The following is a 19475-nucleotide window of genomic DNA, read 5'->3' on the forward strand; positions in this document are numbered from 1 at the left end:
ATGAAGAAACTACTTTTACCGGTTTTACTCATTCTCACACTCGTCATCGCAGCGTGTGGCAATACAGAGAAGAAGAACGATGCAGCATCTGGTTCGAAAAACGAGACAATCACGTACAAGTCGGAGAACGGCGACATCAAAGTTCCGGCTAATCCAAAACGTGTCGTTGTCCTCGCAGGGTTCGCCGGCAACGTCATGGCACTCGACGTACCTGTCGTTGGTGTCGATTCGTGGTCAAAAGCGAATCCGAAGTTCGACAAGCTCAAAGATGTAACGGAAGTTTCGGAAGAGAACGTTGAAAAAATCATCGAACTCGAGCCAGACTTGATCATCGGCTACTCGACAACGAAAAACCTCGATAAAATCAAAAAGATTGCGCCGACGGTCACGTACACATACGGAAAAGTCGACTACTTGACGCAACATATCGAAATCGGTAAATTGCTCAACAAAGAACAAGAAGCACGTGACTGGGTCAAAGACTTCAAAACACGCGCTGCTGCTGCCGGTAAAGACATCAAAGCAAAAATCGGTGAAGATACAACCGTGTCTGTCATCGAAAGCTTCGATAAACAACTTTACGTCTTCGGCAACAACTGGGGTCGTGGAACAGAGATTCTTTATCAAGAGATGAAGTTGAAAATGCCAGATAAAGTTACGAAGATGGCATTAAAAGACGGATACTACGCGTTGTCACCAGAAGTCCTTCCTGAATACGCAGGTGACTACCTCGTCTTCAGCAAGAGTGCGGAAGCAGACAACTCATTTACAAAAACGGATACGTTCAAAAACATTCCAGCTGTCAAAAACGATCGTGTCTTCGAAGTCGATTCGAAGGAGTTCTACTTCAACGATCCTCTCACGCTCGAACGTCAACTCGAGTTCTTCAAGAAAAGTTTCCTTGGCGCATAATGAATAAGGGAGGGAACCTGCGGGATCCCTCCCTTTTTTTGCGGCTTACTCCCTGAATCAGAAATGGAGGCGACATTCATGTCAGCTGGTCGAATTCCGTTCGGCATTAAAATCACACTCGGTCTCGTCCTCTTTTTAGGGATGTTCTGGATCGCGATGACGTTTGGCGCTGCCGATACGACAATACGCGAAGTCTGGAATGCCTTGACGTTCGGACCGTTAAATGAAAAAGCAAAAATCGTCCAAGAAATCCGTTTACCTCGCGAACTGGCAGCCATCCTCGTAGGGGCAGCTCTTGGTGTCTCTGGTGCCATCATGCAGGCGATGACACGGAATCCCCTTGCTGATCCCGGTTTGCTTGGTCTGACAGCAGGTGCGAACGCGGCACTCGCGCTCGTCATCGTCCTGTTCCCGAAGATTGACTACTTCGGCATCATGCTTGCGTGTTTCGTCGGAGCAGCTCTTGGAGCAGCACTTGTTTTCGGAATCGGGGCTTCAAAAAAAGGTGGTTTCTCGCCGCTCCGGATCGTACTTGCTGGTTCCGCTATCTCCGCTTTTCTATATGCAATTGCCGAAGGGGTTGGGATCTATTTCAAGATTGCTCAAGACGTCTCCCAATGGACGTCTGGCGGACTCGTCGGTTCGACCTGGGGACAACTCCAAGTCATCGCTCCGGTCATTGCGATTGGAATCGTGATTGCGTTCATCTTCTCACGACAATTGACGATTCTTAGTCTATCGGAAGAAGTCGCGCTCGGACTCGGACAGAATATCCAGCGCATCAAGGCGGTACTTTACGTCGTCGTCATCCTGCTTGCGGGTGCTGCCGTAGCACTCGTCGGCAATATGGCGTTCATCGGGCTGATGATTCCGCATATCGTCCGCGCAATCGTCGGGACGGACTATCGGTTCATCCTGCCGATGACCGCGATCTTCGGTGCGACATTCATGTTGCTTGCTGATACGATCGGACGGACATTATATGCGCCCTATGAGACTCCGGTCATCGCAATCGTCTCGATGCTCGGACTACCGTTCTTCCTCTTGATTGTTCGGAAAGGAGGGCGTGCTTTCTCATGATGGAATCTCGCTTACGACGTCGCCAGCAACTGACGTTTTGGACGTTACTGGCACTATTGATTGCAACACTCATCGTCAGCATCGGTCTTGGACCCGCATCGCTATCGTATGATCGTCTGCTCCCGACGTTACTTGGAAACGGGTCGTTCAAAGAGGAATTCGTCCTCTATTCGCTCCGTCTACCACGCTTGCTCATCACCGTCATGGCCGGGATGGCACTCGCCTTATCGGGTGCGATCTTACAAGGAATCACCCGAAATGAACTGGCTGACCCGGGTATCATCGGTATCAACACGGGTGCTGGCGTCGCCGTCGCCTTGTTCTTCCTTTACTTCCCGACCGATGTCGGATCATTCATTTACCTGTTACCGATTGCTGCCTTTCTCGGCGCACTCGTAACCGCAACAGCAATCTATCTTTTCTCGTACGACCGTGTCCAAGGACTCCAACCGATCCGCTTGATTTTGACCGGTGTCGGCTTCTCGATGGCGTTATCCGGCATCATGGTCATCCTGATTTCATCGACGCGTCGGGAAAAGGTCGACTTCATCGCCAAGTGGCTTGCCGGTAATATCTGGGGCACGGACTGGATTTTCGTCTACTCGCTCTTACCGTGGTTACTCGTCTTGATTCCGCTGACGTTCTATAAGGCGAATAAGCTCAATCTGCTTGCCTTGAATGAACCGGTCGCGATCGGTGTCGGGGTCGCGATTGAAAAAGAAAGGATCCAGCTCCTGTTGACGGCCGTCGCGCTCGCTGCTGCTGCTGTGTCCGTGACAGGTGGGATTTCCTTCATCGGTCTGATGGCACCACACATCGCCCGCGCCCTTGTTGGACCACGACATCAATTTTTCCTGCCAATTGCCCTGTTGCTCGGTGGCTGGTTGCTTGCATTCGCTGATACGATCGGACGCAACATCGCTGGACCGGATGGCGTACCAGCGGGTATCGTCGTCGCCTTGATCGGCGCACCGTACTTCATCTATCTTTTGTTAAAAAAATAATCAAAAATCCGCATCAAACAGCGTCTTTCGCTGATTGAGGCGGATTTTTTGCTTTACCGTTTCCACCACGCGCGTTCGATTTCCCCCATCGTGACGTACGCCGGATCGATTTGTTTGGCTAACCGGTTCAGTCGAGTGACGCCAAGACTGACTCCACCAATCCAAAAAAGGAAGACGACGAATAAATACCCAGGGGCACTTGGAATCGACAGCATGACGACGGCGATCAGCCATGCCACGACATAACCGATGATTGTCAGACGGGCGACCTTTTGAACAGTCTGTTGATAGATAGATGGTGTTAAATACGACTTCATGAGTCGTAGCCGAACGATTTCCCGAGCGACTGCCGTCGCGCAGAGAAAAAAGAACATGACTGGGAGAAAGACGGATGAACTTTCCGGCATAAACCAAGCAGGTACCGCAAAAATCAATCCAGGAATCAAAAAGAAATAAGCGATGACACGCACAGGACGTACCAATAGATTCAGACGTGCTTGTCGCTCGAATAAGTGTTCCATTGCGAAGTTCCTTTCTGTCTGACGAAGCGGGCAACTTCAACGTCACTGATATAATCTGGATCACGTTTTCCGTCGCGTCGGATGATCCATTCACTGATCAAGTAAAGCGGTGTTAAAATCGTAAAGATTGCCACAAACATCTGCCAGAATGGTCTATCGATCGTCTGAATGATGACGATCGTCAATACGGTATACAGCAAGACGTGACTACCGATCCGAAGTAGAAATTGCCGGCGAATCTGTGCTTTTGATGAGATATAACCTTCTAAAATTTTTCGTTTTTTTAATTGATAACGAAAATCTGATCCGAGAAAGACAGCGGGAATCAATAGAATCAAAGCTCCAATATTGCTCCACTCAATCAAGATACCAACCGTCACGAACATAAATACGTTCCAGTACCAGCGTACTCCCAGCCACTCGACGTCCCGGTACGCGAGGGCTAGTTTTTGTAGACGTTCTTCACGAGCCGTTTGCATAAAACCATCTCCTCTAACGGGCTTGATTAATTTCTTTTTCCGTCACATATGTTGGATCGATTTTTCGTGAGACGAACTCTAGCGTTTTTCGACAAATCCAGTAGAACGGGATGACAACGATGATCAGTCCGATCAAGAAGGATGTATTCGGTCGATCGACTGCCCAAACGATTAACCCGGCGAGTGCCCCATATTGTAAGATACCGATTAACACATGCACCTGATAGAGCCGTCTTGCTGAAGCCTGTGAGGTATACTCTGCTACAAGCGCGAACCGCTTGCGTTGTACGAACATGTCATAGCTAAAGTACAGTAATGGAACGATCATGGCGTAGACTGGTTTTTCCAGTGTGTTGCTAAGTGCTAGAAATGCCGCAAGCATGATCCACATGCCGGTCTTCGTCTTCTGGTGCATCTCTTCGTATAGCGTCGCTAATGCTTCCGTTTGTGTATGTACGTGTTCCATGATCTCCCGCCCCCTATACTGTCATATACTTACATTTTACTGCATCGGTTTCATCTTTAGTACGATTTCCAAAAAAAAAGACGTCCTGCCGCTTCGGACAAGACATCTTTCATTAGAGACTACGCACTGACCTGGATGATCAGATAGATGACGCTATAGGCAACAATCGCGAGCGGTATCATCGCGACGCCAATTAACCAGCCGTTTCGATCACGGATACCAAGATATAAGACGAGACACCCTACGATGAAGGCGATTAAGGTCGTAAACGGATTCATGGTTGTTCCCCCTCTGACTTGTTTCTGTTTTTAAAATTCCCCCTCCGCTCGTCTGATAAACCCGTCAAAGCGCTTCGTTACACAAAGAAAAGCCAGACGGATCCCCACCTGACTTTATCTTCAGTTACTTATTTTTTCGTAATGACGACTGTTTTCGTAACAACGTGTCCACCGAGATCCTTCAGTTTCAAGTTGTACGTGTTTTTACCTTTTTTGAGCGTCACTTTTTTCGTGATCGTCTTTTTAAAGGCTCTCATCTGATATGGTTCCTTGAATGTATGACGATATACGGCATTATCATTCATATCAAATCGAATCTCATCATAGTTATCTTGGAGAACAATTTTAAGGGATGCTGTCTTTGTTTTGGCTGATACTGTTTTTGGTGCTGTCACTTTTAATGTCGGTAATGTCGAATCCAGAATGACTTGGCGGCTAAATACTAAGCGATTTCCTTTTCCATCATAGGCTTCAACCTTAAACGATTTGACACCATCTTTCGTATAGGTCACATCGTGGCTGAACACATACTGCTGTTTTGCTGCGTCAAAACGGAGCTGAACCGTTTTTCCGTTAATCTTGAATGATTTGATGCCTGACTCATCTGATACATGACCGGCAATATTAACCACTTTAGATGTCGAAAGACCGAGTGCAACTGGTGTATCAATTTGGACAGTCGGTACTGCTTTATCGATTCCTGTCGTGTTCACGGACTTCATCACTGTGTTTCCAGCGTAATCCTTTACGACGAAATCAATCTTCGCAGACTTTGAGAGACCTTTGAGTTCATATGCTTTTTCTGTCGGTGCAAGCGGCTGTTTTAAGACACTTGTTCCATCGACGAGAATATCATACGACGCTACACCGGTTCCTTGATCGCCTGCTGTCCACGAAAGTGTTTCTTTCGCAGTATCCCATTGAACTGTTGCTGCTGGTTTTTTCGTATCGATATAGACTGGGAAGAGATTCGACTGCCACTTCGCATTCGGATAATCGATGACTGATTTAACTTGGTAATAGTAAAGACCGTCTTTGACTGATTTTCCGTTGACTGTCCCATCCCAAGCCGCACTTGTGACTGGTGTGAATCCATCTTCCGAACCGCTATCATAATAGTTCTTCACGACGTCTGTTTGTAGATCTAATTTACGGAGCGTTGTTTTATTACGATCAAGAATCGAATACTCGACTTTTCTTGCATTACGCAGGAACGAGAGAACTGGGAACGCTTCATCCACGCTTCCATCATTGTTCGGCGAGAACGCTACCTTGTTTTCAACGACTTTTCCTGCTGTATTCGTTCCGAGAAACTCGAAATCATCTTTTACTTCTGTCGCTAGCCCGGTTAATCCGTAGAATGTTTTCTCTTCGTCATAACGCGGCGCATCGACGATTGGTGCTTGATCCCATTTTCCTTTGAATCCGACGTATGGAACCGTCAATTCTGGATTTTTACTCTTCGTATCGATCAAGCGAACGAAACCTTCAACGAAGTACCCATTTTCAAAGACTTGCTCAAGTGGAAGACCGTTTGCCCAATCGACTGTATCTTTCAAATCGACCGATACGCTTACTTTCGTTGAGCTCTTAGGATTGATGGAGACAGAACTTGCTTTCTTCGAACCGACTACGAATGAGATTGGGAATGTTCCTTTATTCGGATCGACTGCATCCACTGAATTTTTCTTGAAAATACCGTTTGCTTCAAGGAAGTTTGTTCCTTCTGCACCGAGATCCGATTGAACCGTACCGGCTAATTGATACGTCACTTTTTCGCTACTGTAGTTTTTCAAATCAAGCGTAAACGTGAATTTCTCACCGACTTCTTTGAGTGCAGCCTTTCCTTCACCTGATTTCGTTTCCGTGACGACGACTGGTGTTTTCATCGCAGCATGAAGATCCATTAAACCAGCGCCTTCGCGACGTGGCGAATAGAAACTACCTGTTTTTGCTTCAGCGTTATATTGCCCTTTATCAAGCTGTGGACGTGATGTGTTCATGAGAATATTCTTCGCTAATTTCACGCGTGTCGCGCCATTGACCTTAAAGTCTTTTGCGATTCGCTGCATGACGAGTGCTGTTCCTCCTGCGACGTGCGGTGCTGCCATCGAAGTACCACTCATGACACCATACTCGTTATCGTTAAGTGTCGAGTAGATTTTCCCACCTGGTGCCGTGATTTCTGGCTTGAAATCAAGGTTCGGTGTCACACCCCATGACGTGAAATCAGACATCTCGCCCGCTACTGGGTTATCTGCTGAGACTGCTTTTCCATCGAACGTCACAGCAATCGCTTTCCCTGCTTTTGCTTTTGCTTCAAGATCGTTCCCGTCCGCGATACTGAGCGTCACCATCGGAATCGTCGGATTGTTGAGTGCCATACTGACATAATCCCCGTGATCAACTCGTCCACGAACGATGACCCCAGCTGCCCCTTGCTTCTCCGCTTCTGCTTGGATCATGCCGTAGTTAAAGCTGCCATTACGCACGACAAAGACGACTTTGCCTTTGACATCTTTTCCTTCGTAGTTCGATGCTTGACCATCACCGACATAGATGACGTCTTGCTTCTCCTTGTTGAACACCTTAATCGGATTCGGCGAGTCCTGCTTTTGATACGCCAAGTAACCAGCATCCTGTCCGTCGATCGTCAGTGCCATGCCTTCAAGCGTCAATTTCGTATTCTCTAGCGATGCGACTTGTAACGCTTGGCTGATCAGCCCTGGAGATCCTACGACACCGATGTCAGGATTCGCTGTATACGGATTGCCTGCACCATGTCCTGTAAATGCCGAGTTCCCGGCAGAGATCGCGCATAAAATCCCGTTGTTCATCGCGTTGACGATTGCGCGTTGTTCCGGATCATCCGCATTGACGAACGATGCCGTCGATCCGAGACTCATGTTGATGACATCCGCACCGAGGGCAATCGCATCATCGATTGCTTTGATGTAGATATCGCTAAATGTAGATGGCATTCCTGGGTCGTTTCCGAATACCTTCATTGCTAGCAATTGTGTCTCAGGAGCAACCCCCTTGATACCACCGTTTGCTTCATCCCCGTTTGCTCCGACCGTACCCGCAACGTGCATCCCATGCATCGATGCGCCTGCCCCTAAATCACGGATTTCACTATCGTGATCAGCGTAGTTATAGCCGTACGGTACTTTTTCCGTAAAATACTTTCCCTTTAGTCCTTTTGTTTCTTTGGCACTTTCGACTTTAGAAGATGTCAAATCCACATTCGTCTCCGGGCTCAAGACCATATCTTTATGCGACGGATCAATCCCCGTATCGATGACAGCTACGATCGTCCCTTCCCCTTTGAAGCCGTAGTCCTGCCATGTTTCCTTTGCATTAACCATATCTTTGCTGTATAACATGTCTGGTTTTGCGCCTTTATCGACTTTCGGGCGCGCATATTCGTGCGCAATATGTACATCCTTGACCCCGTCTAACTTTTTAATATCTTGAATATCCCCGAACTTTACTTCTCCACTAAATCCATTCAAAACAGTCGTGAAGCTTTCTTTATACGTCACCGGAATCGCTTGTTTCGCGATGGCAGACTTGACTGACTTCTGAACGGTAACAAGACGATCCTTAATCGACTCTTTTTCGGCATTGCTCAATGTGCTATACCGCTTGTTTTGTGCCTGTGCGATTTGAATGGCTGGCTTCTGCTCCATCTCGATGACGACACGAACCTTATCGGACTGCTTATACACCTTCTCCTGTCCTGTTTTCTTTAGTGAGAGGGCTTGAGGTTTTTGACCGCTTGCCTTGTCTTGCGAAGACAGTGCTCCTTGAGCACTGACTAAGTTGGAAGACGTCATCAAGACGGCTGCCATAAGCGCAATCTTCTTCTTCATGCTTCTTTTCCCCTTTTCTGAAAAACCATAATAGTACTACTCACAAAACAGTTAAACGAAAATTCTGTATATTTAGTTTAATGAAATAGATGGAAATAAACAATTCAGTTTTGTCTGTTTTATATAATTATTTGTTTTTATTGTCATGTTATATTTCATTTCCATATTTCGAGAGCAACAAAAAAACTCTTGAATCCTCAAGAGTTTAAAGTGTACGAATTTGGTGGAGACTATCGGGATCGAACCGACGACCTTTTGGCTGCCAGCCAAACGCTCTCCCAGCTGAGCTAAGCCCCCATGAATTATCTTTAGTATACGCATCACTAACTGCTTTATCAATATAAAAATAACGCTTTCATAAAAAAGAATTCCTCCCAAAATCGTCGGAGGAATTCACGATTCATTTATTCAGTTCACGCATCAAATCCGCCTGTCGTTCAAGCTCTGCCTGTTGCTCGAGGATCAAGACCTTTTTGTACGTTCGCGCAGAAATCAAGATGCTGATCTCATAGAGAACGAACAATGGAACCGAGATCATCAAGTGTGACGTCACGTCCGGCGGTGCAATCAATGCTGCAACGACGAACAGCGCAAAATACGCATATTTCCGATTCTTTCGCATGAAATATGGCGTCACGAGACCAAGACGTGTCAGGAACATTGTCACGACCGGCAATTGGAAAAGAAGACCGAATGGCATTGTCAGCCGGATCAAGAAACTGAAGTAGTTTTCAACCCCGATGACTTGTTCGATCCCTAACTCTTTCCCGAGATCCGTTGAGACTTCAAGCAAGAAGGGCAGCAACCAGAAATACGAGAAGGCTACGCCAGCCAAAAACAGAAAGAAGATGACTGGAATATACGTCAGTGTCGCTTTTTGCTCCTTGTCATAAAGTCCTGGTCGGACGAATGCCCAGAGTTGATACATCCAGAACGGTGACGCTAAAATCAACGCGATGATGAACGCTAGATTCAAATACAACATTAAAGGATCGGCGACGTTGAAGGCATTCAAACCGATGCCGAGCTCTTTTAAGTCCGCTTGTAGAAAACGAACGAGCGGTCGGACGAGCGGAAATGCGACAGCGAACAGGACGACGACGATGATAAGCGACCAGACGATCCGTTTCCGGAGTTCGTCAAGGTGCGACGTCATGCTTTGCTCTTGATCAACCGTCATGATTCAATCACTTCTCTTTCGGTTCGTCCTTTTTATCGTCGTCCATGATACCGTTCGTGGCATTCTTGAACTCTTTCAATGTCTGACCAGCAGCACGTCCGAATTCTGGTAACTTCTTCGGTCCGAAGATGATCAACGCGACGACTGCGATTAATCCGATGCTCGCAGGTCCGATACCTAATGTGAGCGGGATAAGGTTTTCCATTATGATTTCACTCCTTCAGCTGATTGCGAATAATGCTTCATGAAATAAACTAACGACTGCAACTCGATCGATAAATCGATGTGATGGACCCGGACGCTCGCTGGCACGTTCAACCGTGCAGGCGTAAAGTTCAGAATACCTGTCACACCATACTCGACTAACTCATCCGCTACTGACTGTGCGAACTGCGATGGAACCGTCAAGATGGCAACATCGACCTGATTCGCTTCGATTTGTTCTTTCATGTCCGAAACATGATAGATTGGAACGTCATGCGTCGTTGTTCCGACCTTCTCTTCGTCCGCATCAAACGCAACGACTATCCGAGTACTATTATTCTTTAAAAAGTTATAATTTGCAAACGCTGTTCCGAGATGACCGACCCCGATTAAGGCAACATTCGTCACCTCATCTTGATTCAAGGTTTTCCGGAAAAACGTTAAAAGATGTTGAACGTTATATCCATACCCCTTTTTCCCTAGTGCCCCAAAGTAGGAAAAATCGCGACGAATCGTTGCTGAATCAACCTTCACCGCCTCGCTTAACTCAGCAGAAGAGACGCGGAGCTTACCTGAATTGTATAAACTTTGGATGAAGCGATAATATAGCGGCAACCGTTTTGCTGTCGCTTGTGGAATTTTTGTGTCTGGTCCATTCATCCTGCAGTTCCCCCTTCGGCCACATCCATCGTGGCACCCAAATCTTTGCAAAAAGCTTTCTACTCTTCTTGATTGTAAACCACTTCACATAGAGTCACAAATAATATATTCCGCACGACCTCGTGCTTTTGTTCGTGATAGACTAAAGGGTGGAAGGATGGATGGAAATGATACTCTTACAAGTCAACCAACTCTCGAAATCATTCGGCGTCGAGCCGATTTTAGAAAATATCAAACTAGAAGTACAAGAACGCGACCGAATTGCGCTTGTCGGGCGAAACGGTGCCGGAAAATCGACCTTGCTCAAAATCATCGCTGGCGAACTGAGTCACGACTCGGGCGACATCATGAAGGGCAAGGACGTCAAAATCGGTTATCTCGCGCAAGACAGTGGTCTTGAATCGAATGAATCGATTTGGAACGAGATGCTGACCGTCTTTGAACATTTACAAGAACAAGAACGGACACTACGCCGGATGGAAATCGAAATGGGGATGGAACATATCTTGAACGACCCTGTCGCTTACGATCGTCTCTTGAAGACGTACGATCAAGCACAGCACGACTTCTCAGAAGCTGGTGGTTATCAGTTCGAAGCGAATATTCGCTCTGTCTTGCACGGAATGCGCTTTTATCCCGACGATTACTCACGCCGGATCCAGACGTTATCTGGTGGTCAACGGACACGGCTCGCTTTAGCGAAGATGCTCTTGCAAGCACCAGAACTCCTCATTCTCGATGAGCCGACCAATCACCTCGATATCGATACGCTTGCTTGGCTCGAAAGTTATCTCGGTGGTTATCGTGGTGCCGTCCTGATCGTCTCGCACGACCGGTACTTCCTCGACCAAGTCGTCAATGTCGTCTATGAGCTCTCCCGCAATGTCTGTCGTAAGTTCACGGGGAACTATACGAAGTACTTGGAACAAAAAGCGGCATTGTACGATCAAGAAATGAAACAGTTCGAACAGCAACAAGAAGAGCTCGCGAAGATGCAGGACTTCATTCAACGAAATATCGCCCGGGCGACGACGACAAAACGTGCGCAAAGCGTTCGAAAACGACTCGAGAAAGTTGATCGGCTCGATCGACCGGATGGGGATGAGCGTAGTACGGTCCTCTCCTTCCCGATTGAAAAACAAAGCGGTAACGACGTCCTGCAAGTCAATCAACTGGCGATTGGTTATGAAGAAGCTGTCTCAAAAGATATCACGTTCCGTTTGCAACGTGGCGAATCGCTCGCACTCGTTGGTCCGAACGGAATCGGGAAGTCGACGCTCTTAAAAGTCCTCGTCGGTCGCTTACGTCCCCTCGTCGGTGATTTCCGTTTCGGAACCGGCGTCTCGATCGGATATTACGATCAAGAGCAAGCAGAACTCAATGACCGAAATCGTGTCATCGATGAGATTTGGAACGAATGGCCACTGATGCGCGAACAAGAAGTTCGTTCTGTCCTTGGACAATTCTTGTTTAGCGGTGACGACGTCTTCAAAATCGTCCATGAGTTATCAGGTGGAGAACGCGGACGTCTCGCGCTCGCAAAACTGAAATTACGCAAGACGAACGTCCTCGTCCTCGATGAGCCGACGAACCACTTGGATCTTGATTCGAAGATGGTTCTTGAAAATGCACTCGTCGACTATGAAGGGACGCTACTATTCGTCTCCCACGACCGTTACTTCATCGACCGGATCGCGACACGCGTTATCGAGATGAGTGAGGCTGGTGTGACAGAGTACCTCGGCGATTATTCGTACTACACGGAGAAGAAGGCGGAACAAGAAGAAATCGCTCGCCTCGAAGCCGAGGAAGCAAAAGCGGCAAAAGTCATAGCATCGAAGACGATCGATAAAGAAGCACAAAAGGAAGAAAAGAAACGCCGTCAGCAAATCGAACAAATTGAACAAGACATCGAGCAGCTTGAACAACGTTCGGCGGAAATTGAACAGTTGCTGTGCGAGCCGGAAGTCTTCAATGATATTCCGAAAGCGACGGCGCTTTCAGCAGAACGTGATCAGATTGATATCGATTTGCTCGAATTGATGGAACGATGGGAGAATCAACACTGATGCGAACGAAAAGCTTTTTCATCAATCTCATTTTAGGATTACTATCCGGTGTTCTTTATTTCGTCCCTTTGTATGCAGATTATGTGTCCGTCTTTATCCGACCAGATGCCTTTAATGCTGCACTTCCTTTGTTCCTCTTGATTTCCTGCATGATCGGACTCGTCATCCAGACATGGAGCGGTCTTCTCGTCAGTCTGCTCTCCGGACTTTGTTGTACGCTCCTGACGACACAGCTATTCGTTGAACTTAATGATCCGTTGATCTTATCGTATTATGGGAGTGTCTCACCGATCATCGCTTTCTTGATCAGCTGTGTCGGCATTTGGGCACTGGCCATTGTCTTTTATTTGCTCGATGGCTACCAATACAGTAAACGCCACGGACTAGAGACTTCTTCAAATGAAATCGATCCGCAACCTTGAAGTCCGACCAACTAATTAGATGAACGATATGAGAAAAAGGAGTTGAGATTCCGGGAGATAAACCGGAATCTCAACTCCTTTTTGTTGGAATCGAAACCTTCGTCTTCAAGATGGGTCGTACAATGTATCAGGTATTCATGCTTCTATCATTTTGTCGGTCGGGCAATCGTAAACGTCTTCCCGATCGTCGCATAATCGTTCCCTGCTAAACGCGCGACAGCTTTTAATCCTGCCGCATCGATCCGGAACGACTCGACGAGTTCATCCGCGACGTGATAGCGCAGTACTTCACCAATCAAAAGATCGGCACCTTCTAGCTCGACGTGTTGCGTCAAGCGCATCTCGAACCGAATTTTTGCTTCCGCGATTCCTGGTACTTCGATCGCGTCGCTATCAACGAGTGTTAAATCCGTCCGCTTCAGCTCACTTTCACCGTAAGCCAGTGGTGCAGCTGTTTCATTGACCGCATCGACGATCTCTTCGCTGACGATGTGGATGACGTAGCTTTGTTTCGCCAAAATGTTACGGGCCGTATCTTTCTGTCCTTGATCCGTCCGTTGTACGGCGATTACGAGTTGTGGTGGACTGCTCGATGCGACGGTAAAGAAGGAAAATGGTGCGGCATTGACCGTCCCGTCTTCCCCTTGCGTCGTCACGAAAGCAATCGGACGTGGAATAATACTGCCAATCAATAATTTATAGTTGTCTTTTGCGCTAAGCGTTGATGCTTCAAACTTCATGAATGACCCACCTTTTTTCCTCACCCGATGAGTGCAGCGAGTGAATAGTCTCCAGCACCGATCATCGCTACGCCAAGGGCGATGACGATCAATGCCATGTTGTATTCGTACCCGTTCTGCGTCACCCAGTAACCATTCGTACCGTGTACTTTAACAATTGCGACAAGCATCGAACCGATGATGAGGATGGCAGCGATCCACAGAAAAGCACCACCTGCGAACAACAAACCACCGATCAATTCAGCAAGACCCGCTGTAATTGCGAGTGCTTTTCCTGGCTTCATGCCGATTGATTCGAACCAACCGCCTGTTCCAGCGATGCCATGTCCACCGAACCAACCAAATAATTTTTGTGTACCGTGTGCAGCGAATGTTAAACCGATGATTAAACGAATAATTAAAAGTCCTGTATTCATCATTGCTATCTTCTCCTTTTACCTAATGTTTTTTAGTTACTTTAAGTAACTCAATAAACAGACTATATCTTATCACTTACTAAAAGTAAATAGATTTGTTTTAGTTCTTTTTGTTACATTAAGTAAAATGATTCGATTTTTTTAACAGAAGCGGGTATACTACAACTATAGAAAGGATGAGTGCTGATGGAAGAAGTCGCAATCCAACCGGCTCTTTGTCCCAAAGTCGAACATGCCTTTGAAATCTTAGGTAAGAAATGGACAGGTCTGATTTTACGTCACTTGTTGACGAAGACATGCCGTTTCAATGAGATTCAAGATGCCATTCCCGAATTATCAGGTCGTATGCTCACGGAACGTATGAAGGAGCTCGAAGCGGAAGGCATCGTCATCCGGACTGTCATTCCCGATCGTCCGATTAAGATTCAATACAGTTTGACCGACAAAGGACGCCAACTCGAACCGGTCATTCGTTCCATTGAAGAATGGGCCGAACTACAAGACTAATGTATAGAAAAGCATCTTCTTCGGGAGGTGCTTTTTTATATGACCTTTGACATTGATAATCATTATCAATTAAAGTGAAGAAGTACAACGAAAGGAGGAAGATGCATGCATATCGCGATTGGATTCGTCAGCATGTCCGGTAATACGGAAGATATCGTCTCGATTATAAAGAGTGAGCTTGAGCAACATGAGGTCAACGTGACGATTACAGAACTAGATCAATTCGTCGGGGAGGACTTATCGCGTTTTGATGGTCTGCTGCTCGGCTCATATACATGGGGAGACGGTGATTTGCCATATGAAGCAGAAGATTTCGTCGAGGAGCTACGGGAGCAGTCTTTAAACGGGATACCGGCTGCTGCTTTTGGCTCGGGGGATCTTGATTATCCAAAGTACTGCGCAGCTGTTGACTTGATCGAAGAAGCACTAAAAGAAGCCGGGGCGACTATCGCCACGGATGGCTTAAAGATTGAGTTTGATCCGAATACCCCGGAAAAACAAGCGGCTTGTCGTGCATTTACGCAGACATTTCATCGTTTTTTACAGCACGTCCTTTCATAAATATCGTTTGAATTTACTACGTAAGGGAATCCTTAAAACAGACTTTATGAAAGTGAGATGAATGTTTTATGACGATTCAAGCACTCGTCTTTGACGTCTACGGTACGTTATTCGATGTCCATTCCGTCAAAGAACAAGCAGAAGAGCTGTATCCGGGACACGGAGAGGCCATCAGTAAACGCTGGCGGGAGAAACAACTAGAGTACTCTTTCCTCCGGCAATTGAACGGACAATATGTGCCGTTCAGTCAAGTGACGCAAGACGCTCTCCGCTACGCATTACTCGAACTGAAACTCCATGTGACGGAGGAGCAGATCACGACTCTCATGGAAACGTACCTGACACTTGATGTCTACCCAGAAGTCAGCTCCGTTCTCGAGACGATGGCGGATAAGCGCCTCGTCGTCTTCTCGAATGGTTCGCACGATATGCTCGATCCATTGATTGAACAATCAGGTTTAGCCGATCGGTTCGAACATCTTGTCAGTGTCGATGACATTAAACAATACAAGCCGGCACCTGCTTCCTATATGCACGCCTTAAACACACTCGGTCTGAAACGAGAAGAGGTCTTATTCATGTCCTCGAACGGTTGGGATATTACCGGGGCGAAAAGCTTTGGCTTCAAAACAGCATGGATCAACCGAAATGGACTTCCGGTCGAGGAATTGAACCTCGATCCGGATCGCATCTATGACGACTTAACCGGCATCACAGAATGGCAATGAACGAACAACAGCGGACTCCTGTTTAGGAATCCGCTGTTTTCATGGATCAGTAATTCGAAAGACGCGAGTAGCCCTTCTTGAATAGATCGAGTTTCAATCCGCCCTCTTTTTCGATGAAGAAGAGGTATTCGTTTTGATCCGTATCTTTGTAGAAAACCTTAAATAACGTTAAGGTCCGCTCTTTATTGTTTTCAACAGCCGTCACCTCGTGCTTCGAGATCACCTCTGCTTGAACTTGTTCTGCATCCAGCTTTTGAATCATCGGTTCGAATGACTTCTTTTCTTGGTCCGTCACCGGTGTTCCGGAAGCAATCATGAAATAATCATCACTCACCTTGTTCGTTAAACCATACTTCCGATCGACGATGACGACATTACTGAGCTTCCCATTGACTGTCTGATCAAAAGCATACAACTTTTGAATCCGGGTCTTTTCCCCTTCTGCTCGTCCGATTTCGTAAAGTGGACGTTGTTTCGTGTTCGTCTCGACCGCTTTCTTATCGGGTACGAGTTCTTCCTTATAGGCGACTTGGTATGCGTTGACGATTTCTCGGACCTGAAGTCCGATTGCGACGATGACCAGTACCGCTAACAATGCGATGATGACTTTTTTCATTCCATTTCCCCCAAGTTGTTCGGATTCCTTACTTTAAATCTAGCCCAGGTTCTGCATTCATGGCAAGTGTCGAATAGCGTAACGCACGATATGGATGAATCGCAGCTGCTCCGATCATCGCTGCATTGTCTCCACACAGGTGCATTGGCGGAATGACGAGATCGATTCCTTCCTTCGCACATGCTGCTTCAAGACCGTGGCGTAATCCTTTGTTGGCGGCGACACCACCGGCAAGTAGCAGTTGGCGTCCCCCTTTATCCTTCACGGCACGGATCGCCTTCGTCACGAGGACTTCGACGACACTCGCTTGGAAACTCGCAGCTAAATCTTCCGGAATGATCACTTCTCCCCGTTGCTCAGCATTATGCACGGCATTGATGACCGCTGACTTCAAACCGCTGAAGCTAAAGTCATACGAATCCTTCTCGAGCCAGACGCGTGGAAAGTGGAACGTATCCTGCCCCGTCTGTGCCAACTGATCGATCCGTGGACCACCCGGGTACGGTAACTTCAATGTCCGAGCGACTTTATCATAGGCTTCCCCTGCTGCATCATCTCGTGTTTCGCCGATGACTTCATATACACCATCTTCTGGCATGTAAATCAGCTCCGTGTGCCCACCTGATGCAATCAAACAGACGAGCGGGAACTCGAGTTCTTGCACGAGACGATTGGCATAGATATGACCTGCGATATGATGAACACCGATCAACGGCTTATTATGCGCAAAAGCAAGTGTCTTTGCCGCACTAACGCCAACGAGTAATGCGCCAACAAGTCCTGGTCCTTCCGTAACGGCAATCGCGTCAATGTCGTCGATCGTGACGTTTGCTTCCGTCAACGCATCATCAATGACATAGGTGATACGCTCAACGTGATGGCGTGAGGCGACTTCAGGCACGACGCCACCAAAACGTTTATGACTCTCGATTTGAGACGAGACGACGTTTGATAAGACATCCGTTCCTCCACGGACGACGGCAGCCGCTGTTTCGTCGCAGCTCGATTCAATTGCTAGAATCAATGGTTGTGTCATAAGTCTTCTCCCTCCAGCTCCAGCCAGTAGATGGCAGCATCTTCATTGTTATCTTGATAATATCGTTTTCGAACGCCAACATACTGGAATCCAAGTTTTTCATATAAAGTCCGCGCCGGTGTGTTCGAGACACGTACTTCGAGTGTCATCGCCCGTAAACCAAGTGTTCGACCGACTGCGATCAATGCCGTTAGCAGATCTTCCCCGAGTCCTTGTCCGCGATGTGACTGCTTGACGGCGATATTCGTAATATGACCTTCATCCGCGATATGCCACAGACCAGCAAATCCAACGATGCCGTCTTGATCGGCAACGACATAATAGGCATTCGGATTTTGTGTCATTTCTGCTTTAAAAGCATCAAGCGTCCAGGGTGTCGCAAACGATTCAAGTTCGACGGCATGGACACCTGCAGCATCATGTACGGTCATTCGGCGAATGATTTTACTCATGACGTTGTGCCTCAATCCATTTCGCTTCTGCTTCGGCAAGGCGCAGGTACCGCGGCTCAAACGCATGTGCTTCTACTGCCGGGCGTGTTGCACCAAGTAAAGCGAGCACTCCAGCACGCGGTGTTTGAAACGCAGGAGCAGCCTTTTCGAATGGTTGAAGAAGTTCTTCAAACGCATCGACGTCTCCCGTAACGAGCGTATCTGGCGTTAACGTCTTTACAAAAGAGGCGATTTCGACATGTTGTTCTTCACCGATTCGTTGTCCAGCGTCGTATACTCCGACAAAACCTGACCCGCGTCGTGCATCTTGAATCGCTGCAACACGTCCAGTATGACCTGTCGAAGCCGCCATCAACTCAAGTGTCGAGACCGCAACCAGTTCGATACCGAGTGTATAGGCAAGCGTCTTCGCTGTTGTCGCACCAATCCGTAACCCAGTATAAGAACCTGGTCCATCGGCAACAACGACCCGTGTCAGTTGGGAGGGTGTCCATTTCGCTTCCGCCATCAAGCGCTCAAGCAATGGCATGAGCTTCGTCGCATGGTTTAAAGAAGTGACATACGATGCTTCTGCTACGATTTGTTCCCCATCCGAAAGAGCGACCGATAATTGTTTCGTCGATGTATCAATAGCTACAATTTTCATGATTTCAATCCCTCACATAATGTAATGTATCGTTCTCCAATCGGTGTCAGCTCAAAACGACGGCTATCGTCACCTGTTCGTGTAATCGAGATTGCTAATCGTTCCGGTGGAAGGCTGTCCGCAATCAACTCAGACCACTCGACGACAGCGACACCTTCACCGTTGAGATACTCTTCTAGTCCAATGTCGTCGCCTGAACCTTCGAGGCGATAGACATCCATATGATAAAGAGGAAGACGTCCTGTATAGACTTTCATGATCGTAAACGTCGGACTGTTGACATGACGTGTCACACCTAATCCTTTAGCAAAACTTTGAGTGAATGTCGTTTTCCCAGCACCTAAGTCTCCATCAAGCGTAATGACCATTCCTGCTTCAGCACGTCGTCCAAGTTCAAGGGCTAAAGCAGTCGTTTCTTCCAAGCTGTTCATTTCCAGTTCTATCATACGATGTCTCCTCCTTTAATACGTACTGTTCATCCTTCTCTATTGTACCGGACGAAAAAGGCAAAAAAAAATACGAAACGCTGAACGTTTCGTAGTAAAGTTGAAGTTAAGTTTAAAATTGGTTGCGGGGGCCGGATTTGAACCGACGACCTTTGGGTTATGAGCCCAACGAGCTGG

The 19475-nt window shown here is 47.3% G+C and carries 23 protein-coding genes and 1 tRNA gene; 8 read left to right on the forward strand and 16 right to left on the reverse strand.

Annotated features, from left to right (window positions below):
* The 3 genes from ADM98_RS16705 (at nt 1) to ADM98_RS16715 (ending at nt 2996) form a co-directional block, all read left to right on the forward strand.
* The gene (locus tag ADM98_RS16705; RefSeq protein WP_053454470.1) at nt 1-912 is read left to right on the forward strand and encodes an iron-hydroxamate ABC transporter substrate-binding protein; all 912 of its coding nucleotides are present in this window, start codon (nt 1-3) and stop codon (nt 910-912) included.
* A gap of 78 nt (nt 913-990) precedes the next feature.
* A complete protein-coding gene (locus ADM98_RS16710) occupies nt 991-1992 on the forward strand; it encodes a FecCD family ABC transporter permease (protein WP_053454471.1) in 1002 nt (333 codons plus the stop codon).
* Nucleotides 1992-2996, forward strand: coding sequence for a FecCD family ABC transporter permease (locus ADM98_RS16715; RefSeq protein WP_200904921.1), 1005 nt, complete (start codon nt 1992-1994; stop codon nt 2994-2996). Before ADM98_RS16710 ends, ADM98_RS16715 begins: the two co-directional genes overlap by 1 nt.
* A gap of 53 nt (nt 2997-3049) precedes the next feature.
* Here ADM98_RS16715 and ADM98_RS16720 read toward each other — a convergent pair whose 3' ends face one another.
* From ADM98_RS16720 to ADM98_RS16755, 9 genes are all read right to left on the reverse strand, one after another.
* Complete coding sequence (locus ADM98_RS16720; RefSeq protein WP_053454473.1) at nt 3050-3517, reverse strand: hypothetical protein; 468 nt, start codon at nt 3515-3517, stop codon at nt 3050-3052.
* Entirely contained in the window at nt 3484-3996 is a 513-nt protein-coding gene (locus ADM98_RS16725) for a hypothetical protein (protein ID WP_053454474.1), read from the reverse strand. Before ADM98_RS16725 ends, ADM98_RS16720 begins: the two co-directional genes overlap by 34 nt.
* Nucleotides 3997-4009: 13 nt before the next feature.
* Nucleotides 4010-4462: a hypothetical protein gene (locus tag ADM98_RS16730; protein WP_053454475.1), complete on the reverse strand. Its 453-nt coding sequence runs from the start codon at nt 4460-4462 to the stop codon at nt 4010-4012.
* Nucleotides 4463-4581: 119 nt separating this feature from the next.
* Nucleotides 4582-4740: a hypothetical protein gene (locus ADM98_RS17515; RefSeq protein WP_200904908.1), complete on the reverse strand. Its 159-nt coding sequence runs from the start codon at nt 4738-4740 to the stop codon at nt 4582-4584.
* 128 nt (nt 4741-4868) lie between these two features.
* Nucleotides 4869-8615: a S8 family serine peptidase gene (locus tag ADM98_RS16735; RefSeq protein WP_053454476.1), complete on the reverse strand. Its 3747-nt coding sequence runs from the start codon at nt 8613-8615 to the stop codon at nt 4869-4871.
* 221 nt (nt 8616-8836) lie between these two features.
* A tRNA-Ala gene (locus ADM98_RS16740) sits at nt 8837-8912 on the reverse strand.
* A 103-nt stretch (nt 8913-9015) separates the two neighbouring features.
* Nucleotides 9016-9795 (reverse strand): twin-arginine translocase subunit TatC, encoded by a 780-nt coding sequence (gene tatC / locus ADM98_RS16745; protein ID WP_029342824.1) that lies wholly within the window; start codon nt 9793-9795, stop codon nt 9016-9018.
* A 7-nt stretch (nt 9796-9802) separates the two neighbouring features.
* Nucleotides 9803-10000: a twin-arginine translocase TatA/TatE family subunit gene (locus ADM98_RS16750; RefSeq protein WP_029342825.1), complete on the reverse strand. Its 198-nt coding sequence runs from the start codon at nt 9998-10000 to the stop codon at nt 9803-9805.
* Entirely contained in the window at nt 10000-10659 is a 660-nt protein-coding gene (locus ADM98_RS16755; protein WP_023469604.1) for a redox-sensing transcriptional repressor Rex, read from the reverse strand. Before ADM98_RS16755 ends, ADM98_RS16750 begins: the two co-directional genes overlap by 1 nt.
* Before the next feature lie 167 nt (nt 10660-10826).
* On the opposite strand from ADM98_RS16755, the gene ADM98_RS16760 reads away from it, so the two are divergent.
* Both ADM98_RS16760 and ADM98_RS16765 read left to right on the forward strand, forming a co-directional pair.
* Complete coding sequence (locus ADM98_RS16760; RefSeq protein ID WP_053454575.1) at nt 10827-12728, forward strand: ATP-binding cassette domain-containing protein; 1902 nt, start codon at nt 10827-10829, stop codon at nt 12726-12728.
* Complete coding sequence (locus ADM98_RS16765) at nt 12728-13150, forward strand: hypothetical protein (protein WP_053454477.1); 423 nt, start codon at nt 12728-12730, stop codon at nt 13148-13150. The genes ADM98_RS16760 and ADM98_RS16765 overlap by 1 nt, the downstream gene beginning before the upstream one ends.
* Before the next feature lie 146 nt (nt 13151-13296).
* On the opposite strand, the gene ADM98_RS16770 is transcribed toward ADM98_RS16765, so the two are convergent.
* Together ADM98_RS16770 and ADM98_RS16775 are read right to left on the reverse strand one after the other, a co-directional pair.
* The gene (locus tag ADM98_RS16770; RefSeq protein ID WP_023469607.1) at nt 13297-13890 is read right to left on the reverse strand and encodes a flavin reductase family protein; all 594 of its coding nucleotides are present in this window, start codon (nt 13888-13890) and stop codon (nt 13297-13299) included.
* A 20-nt stretch (nt 13891-13910) separates the two neighbouring features.
* Entirely contained in the window at nt 13911-14309 is a 399-nt protein-coding gene (locus ADM98_RS16775; RefSeq protein ID WP_053454478.1) for a DoxX family protein, read from the reverse strand.
* 183 nt (nt 14310-14492) lie between these two features.
* Here ADM98_RS16775 and ADM98_RS16780 point away from each other — a divergent pair, with 183 nt between their 5' ends.
* From ADM98_RS16780 to ADM98_RS16790, 3 genes are all read left to right on the forward strand, one after another.
* A complete protein-coding gene (locus ADM98_RS16780) occupies nt 14493-14813 on the forward strand; it encodes a winged helix-turn-helix transcriptional regulator (RefSeq protein WP_023469609.1) in 321 nt (106 codons plus the stop codon).
* A 105-nt stretch (nt 14814-14918) separates the two neighbouring features.
* Nucleotides 14919-15374, forward strand: coding sequence for a flavodoxin (locus ADM98_RS16785; protein ID WP_053454479.1), 456 nt, complete (start codon nt 14919-14921; stop codon nt 15372-15374).
* A 68-nt stretch (nt 15375-15442) separates the two neighbouring features.
* Complete coding sequence (locus ADM98_RS16790) at nt 15443-16102, forward strand: haloacid dehalogenase type II (RefSeq protein ID WP_053454480.1); 660 nt, start codon at nt 15443-15445, stop codon at nt 16100-16102.
* A gap of 46 nt (nt 16103-16148) precedes the next feature.
* Here the strand turns inward: ADM98_RS16790 and ADM98_RS16795 are convergent, their stop codons facing one another.
* Genes ADM98_RS16795 through tsaE form a run of 5 tightly spaced genes read right to left on the reverse strand, consistent with a single transcriptional unit; the run spans nt 16149 to nt 19298 of the window.
* Nucleotides 16149-16718, reverse strand: coding sequence for a hypothetical protein (locus ADM98_RS16795; RefSeq protein ID WP_053454481.1), 570 nt, complete (start codon nt 16716-16718; stop codon nt 16149-16151).
* Nucleotides 16719-16746: 28 nt separating this feature from the next.
* Nucleotides 16747-17754, reverse strand: a complete 1008-nt coding sequence (gene tsaD / locus ADM98_RS16800; protein ID WP_053454482.1) for a tRNA (adenosine(37)-N6)-threonylcarbamoyltransferase complex transferase subunit TsaD — start codon at nt 17752-17754, stop codon at nt 16747-16749.
* Entirely contained in the window at nt 17751-18206 is a 456-nt protein-coding gene (gene rimI / locus ADM98_RS16805) for a ribosomal protein S18-alanine N-acetyltransferase (protein WP_053454483.1), read from the reverse strand. Before rimI ends, tsaD begins: the two co-directional genes overlap by 4 nt.
* On the reverse strand, nt 18199-18852 hold the full coding sequence (tsaB, locus tag ADM98_RS16810) for a tRNA (adenosine(37)-N6)-threonylcarbamoyltransferase complex dimerization subunit type 1 TsaB (protein ID WP_053454484.1): 654 nt from the start codon (nt 18850-18852) through the stop codon (nt 18199-18201). The genes rimI and tsaB overlap by 8 nt, the downstream gene beginning before the upstream one ends.
* Complete coding sequence (tsaE, locus tag ADM98_RS16815; RefSeq protein WP_053454485.1) at nt 18849-19298, reverse strand: tRNA (adenosine(37)-N6)-threonylcarbamoyltransferase complex ATPase subunit type 1 TsaE; 450 nt, start codon at nt 19296-19298, stop codon at nt 18849-18851. The genes tsaB and tsaE overlap by 4 nt, the downstream gene beginning before the upstream one ends.
* Between the last annotated feature and the right edge of the window lie 177 nt (nt 19299-19475).

Source organism: Exiguobacterium sp. BMC-KP (assembly GCF_001275385.1).
Lineage (GTDB): Bacteria > Bacillota > Bacilli > Exiguobacteriales > Exiguobacteriaceae > Exiguobacterium_A.

Bases quoted from the DNA above. Each gene is read 5' to 3' on its own strand.
- ADM98_RS16780 (WP_023469609.1), top strand. From the start codon at position 14,493: ATGGAAGAAGTCGCAATCCAACCGGCTCTTTGTCCCAAAGTCGAACAT.
- ADM98_RS16715 (WP_200904921.1), top strand. From the start codon at position 1,992: ATGGAATCTCGCTTACGACGTCGCCAGCAACTGACGTTTTGGACGTTA.
- ADM98_RS16775 (WP_053454478.1), bottom strand. From the start codon at position 14,309: ATGATGAATACAGGACTTTTAATTATTCGTTTAATCATCGGTTTAACA.
- ADM98_RS16725 (WP_053454474.1), bottom strand. From the start codon at position 3,996: ATGCAAACGGCTCGTGAAGAACGTCTACAAAAACTAGCCCTCGCGTAC.
- ADM98_RS16770 (WP_023469607.1), bottom strand. From the start codon at position 13,890: ATGAAGTTTGAAGCATCAACGCTTAGCGCAAAAGACAACTATAAATTA.
- ADM98_RS17515 (WP_200904908.1), bottom strand. From the start codon at position 4,740: ATGAATCCGTTTACGACCTTAATCGCCTTCATCGTAGGGTGTCTCGTC.
- rimI (WP_053454483.1), bottom strand. From the start codon at position 18,206: ATGAGTAAAATCATTCGCCGAATGACCGTACATGATGCTGCAGGTGTC.
- ADM98_RS16760 (WP_053454575.1), top strand. From the start codon at position 10,827: ATGATACTCTTACAAGTCAACCAACTCTCGAAATCATTCGGCGTCGAG.
- ADM98_RS16710 (WP_053454471.1), top strand. From the start codon at position 991: ATGTCAGCTGGTCGAATTCCGTTCGGCATTAAAATCACACTCGGTCTC.
- ADM98_RS16735 (WP_053454476.1), bottom strand. From the start codon at position 8,615: ATGAAGAAGAAGATTGCGCTTATGGCAGCCGTCTTGATGACGTCTTCC.
- tatC (WP_029342824.1), bottom strand. From the start codon at position 9,795: ATGACGGTTGATCAAGAGCAAAGCATGACGTCGCACCTTGACGAACTC.
- ADM98_RS16750 (WP_029342825.1), bottom strand. From the start codon at position 10,000: ATGGAAAACCTTATCCCGCTCACATTAGGTATCGGACCTGCGAGCATC.
- tsaE (WP_053454485.1), bottom strand. From the start codon at position 19,298: ATGATAGAACTGGAAATGAACAGCTTGGAAGAAACGACTGCTTTAGCC.
- ADM98_RS16705 (WP_053454470.1), top strand. From the start codon at position 1: ATGAAGAAACTACTTTTACCGGTTTTACTCATTCTCACACTCGTCATC.
- ADM98_RS16720 (WP_053454473.1), bottom strand. From the start codon at position 3,517: ATGGAACACTTATTCGAGCGACAAGCACGTCTGAATCTATTGGTACGT.
- ADM98_RS16785 (WP_053454479.1), top strand. From the start codon at position 14,919: ATGCATATCGCGATTGGATTCGTCAGCATGTCCGGTAATACGGAAGAT.
- ADM98_RS16765 (WP_053454477.1), top strand. From the start codon at position 12,728: ATGCGAACGAAAAGCTTTTTCATCAATCTCATTTTAGGATTACTATCC.
- tsaB (WP_053454484.1), bottom strand. From the start codon at position 18,852: ATGAAAATTGTAGCTATTGATACATCGACGAAACAATTATCGGTCGCT.
- ADM98_RS16755 (WP_023469604.1), bottom strand. From the start codon at position 10,659: ATGAATGGACCAGACACAAAAATTCCACAAGCGACAGCAAAACGGTTG.
- ADM98_RS16795 (WP_053454481.1), bottom strand. From the start codon at position 16,718: ATGAAAAAAGTCATCATCGCATTGTTAGCGGTACTGGTCATCGTCGCA.
- ADM98_RS16790 (WP_053454480.1), top strand. From the start codon at position 15,443: ATGACGATTCAAGCACTCGTCTTTGACGTCTACGGTACGTTATTCGAT.
- ADM98_RS16730 (WP_053454475.1), bottom strand. From the start codon at position 4,462: ATGGAACACGTACATACACAAACGGAAGCATTAGCGACGCTATACGAA.
- tsaD (WP_053454482.1), bottom strand. From the start codon at position 17,754: ATGACACAACCATTGATTCTAGCAATTGAATCGAGCTGCGACGAAACA.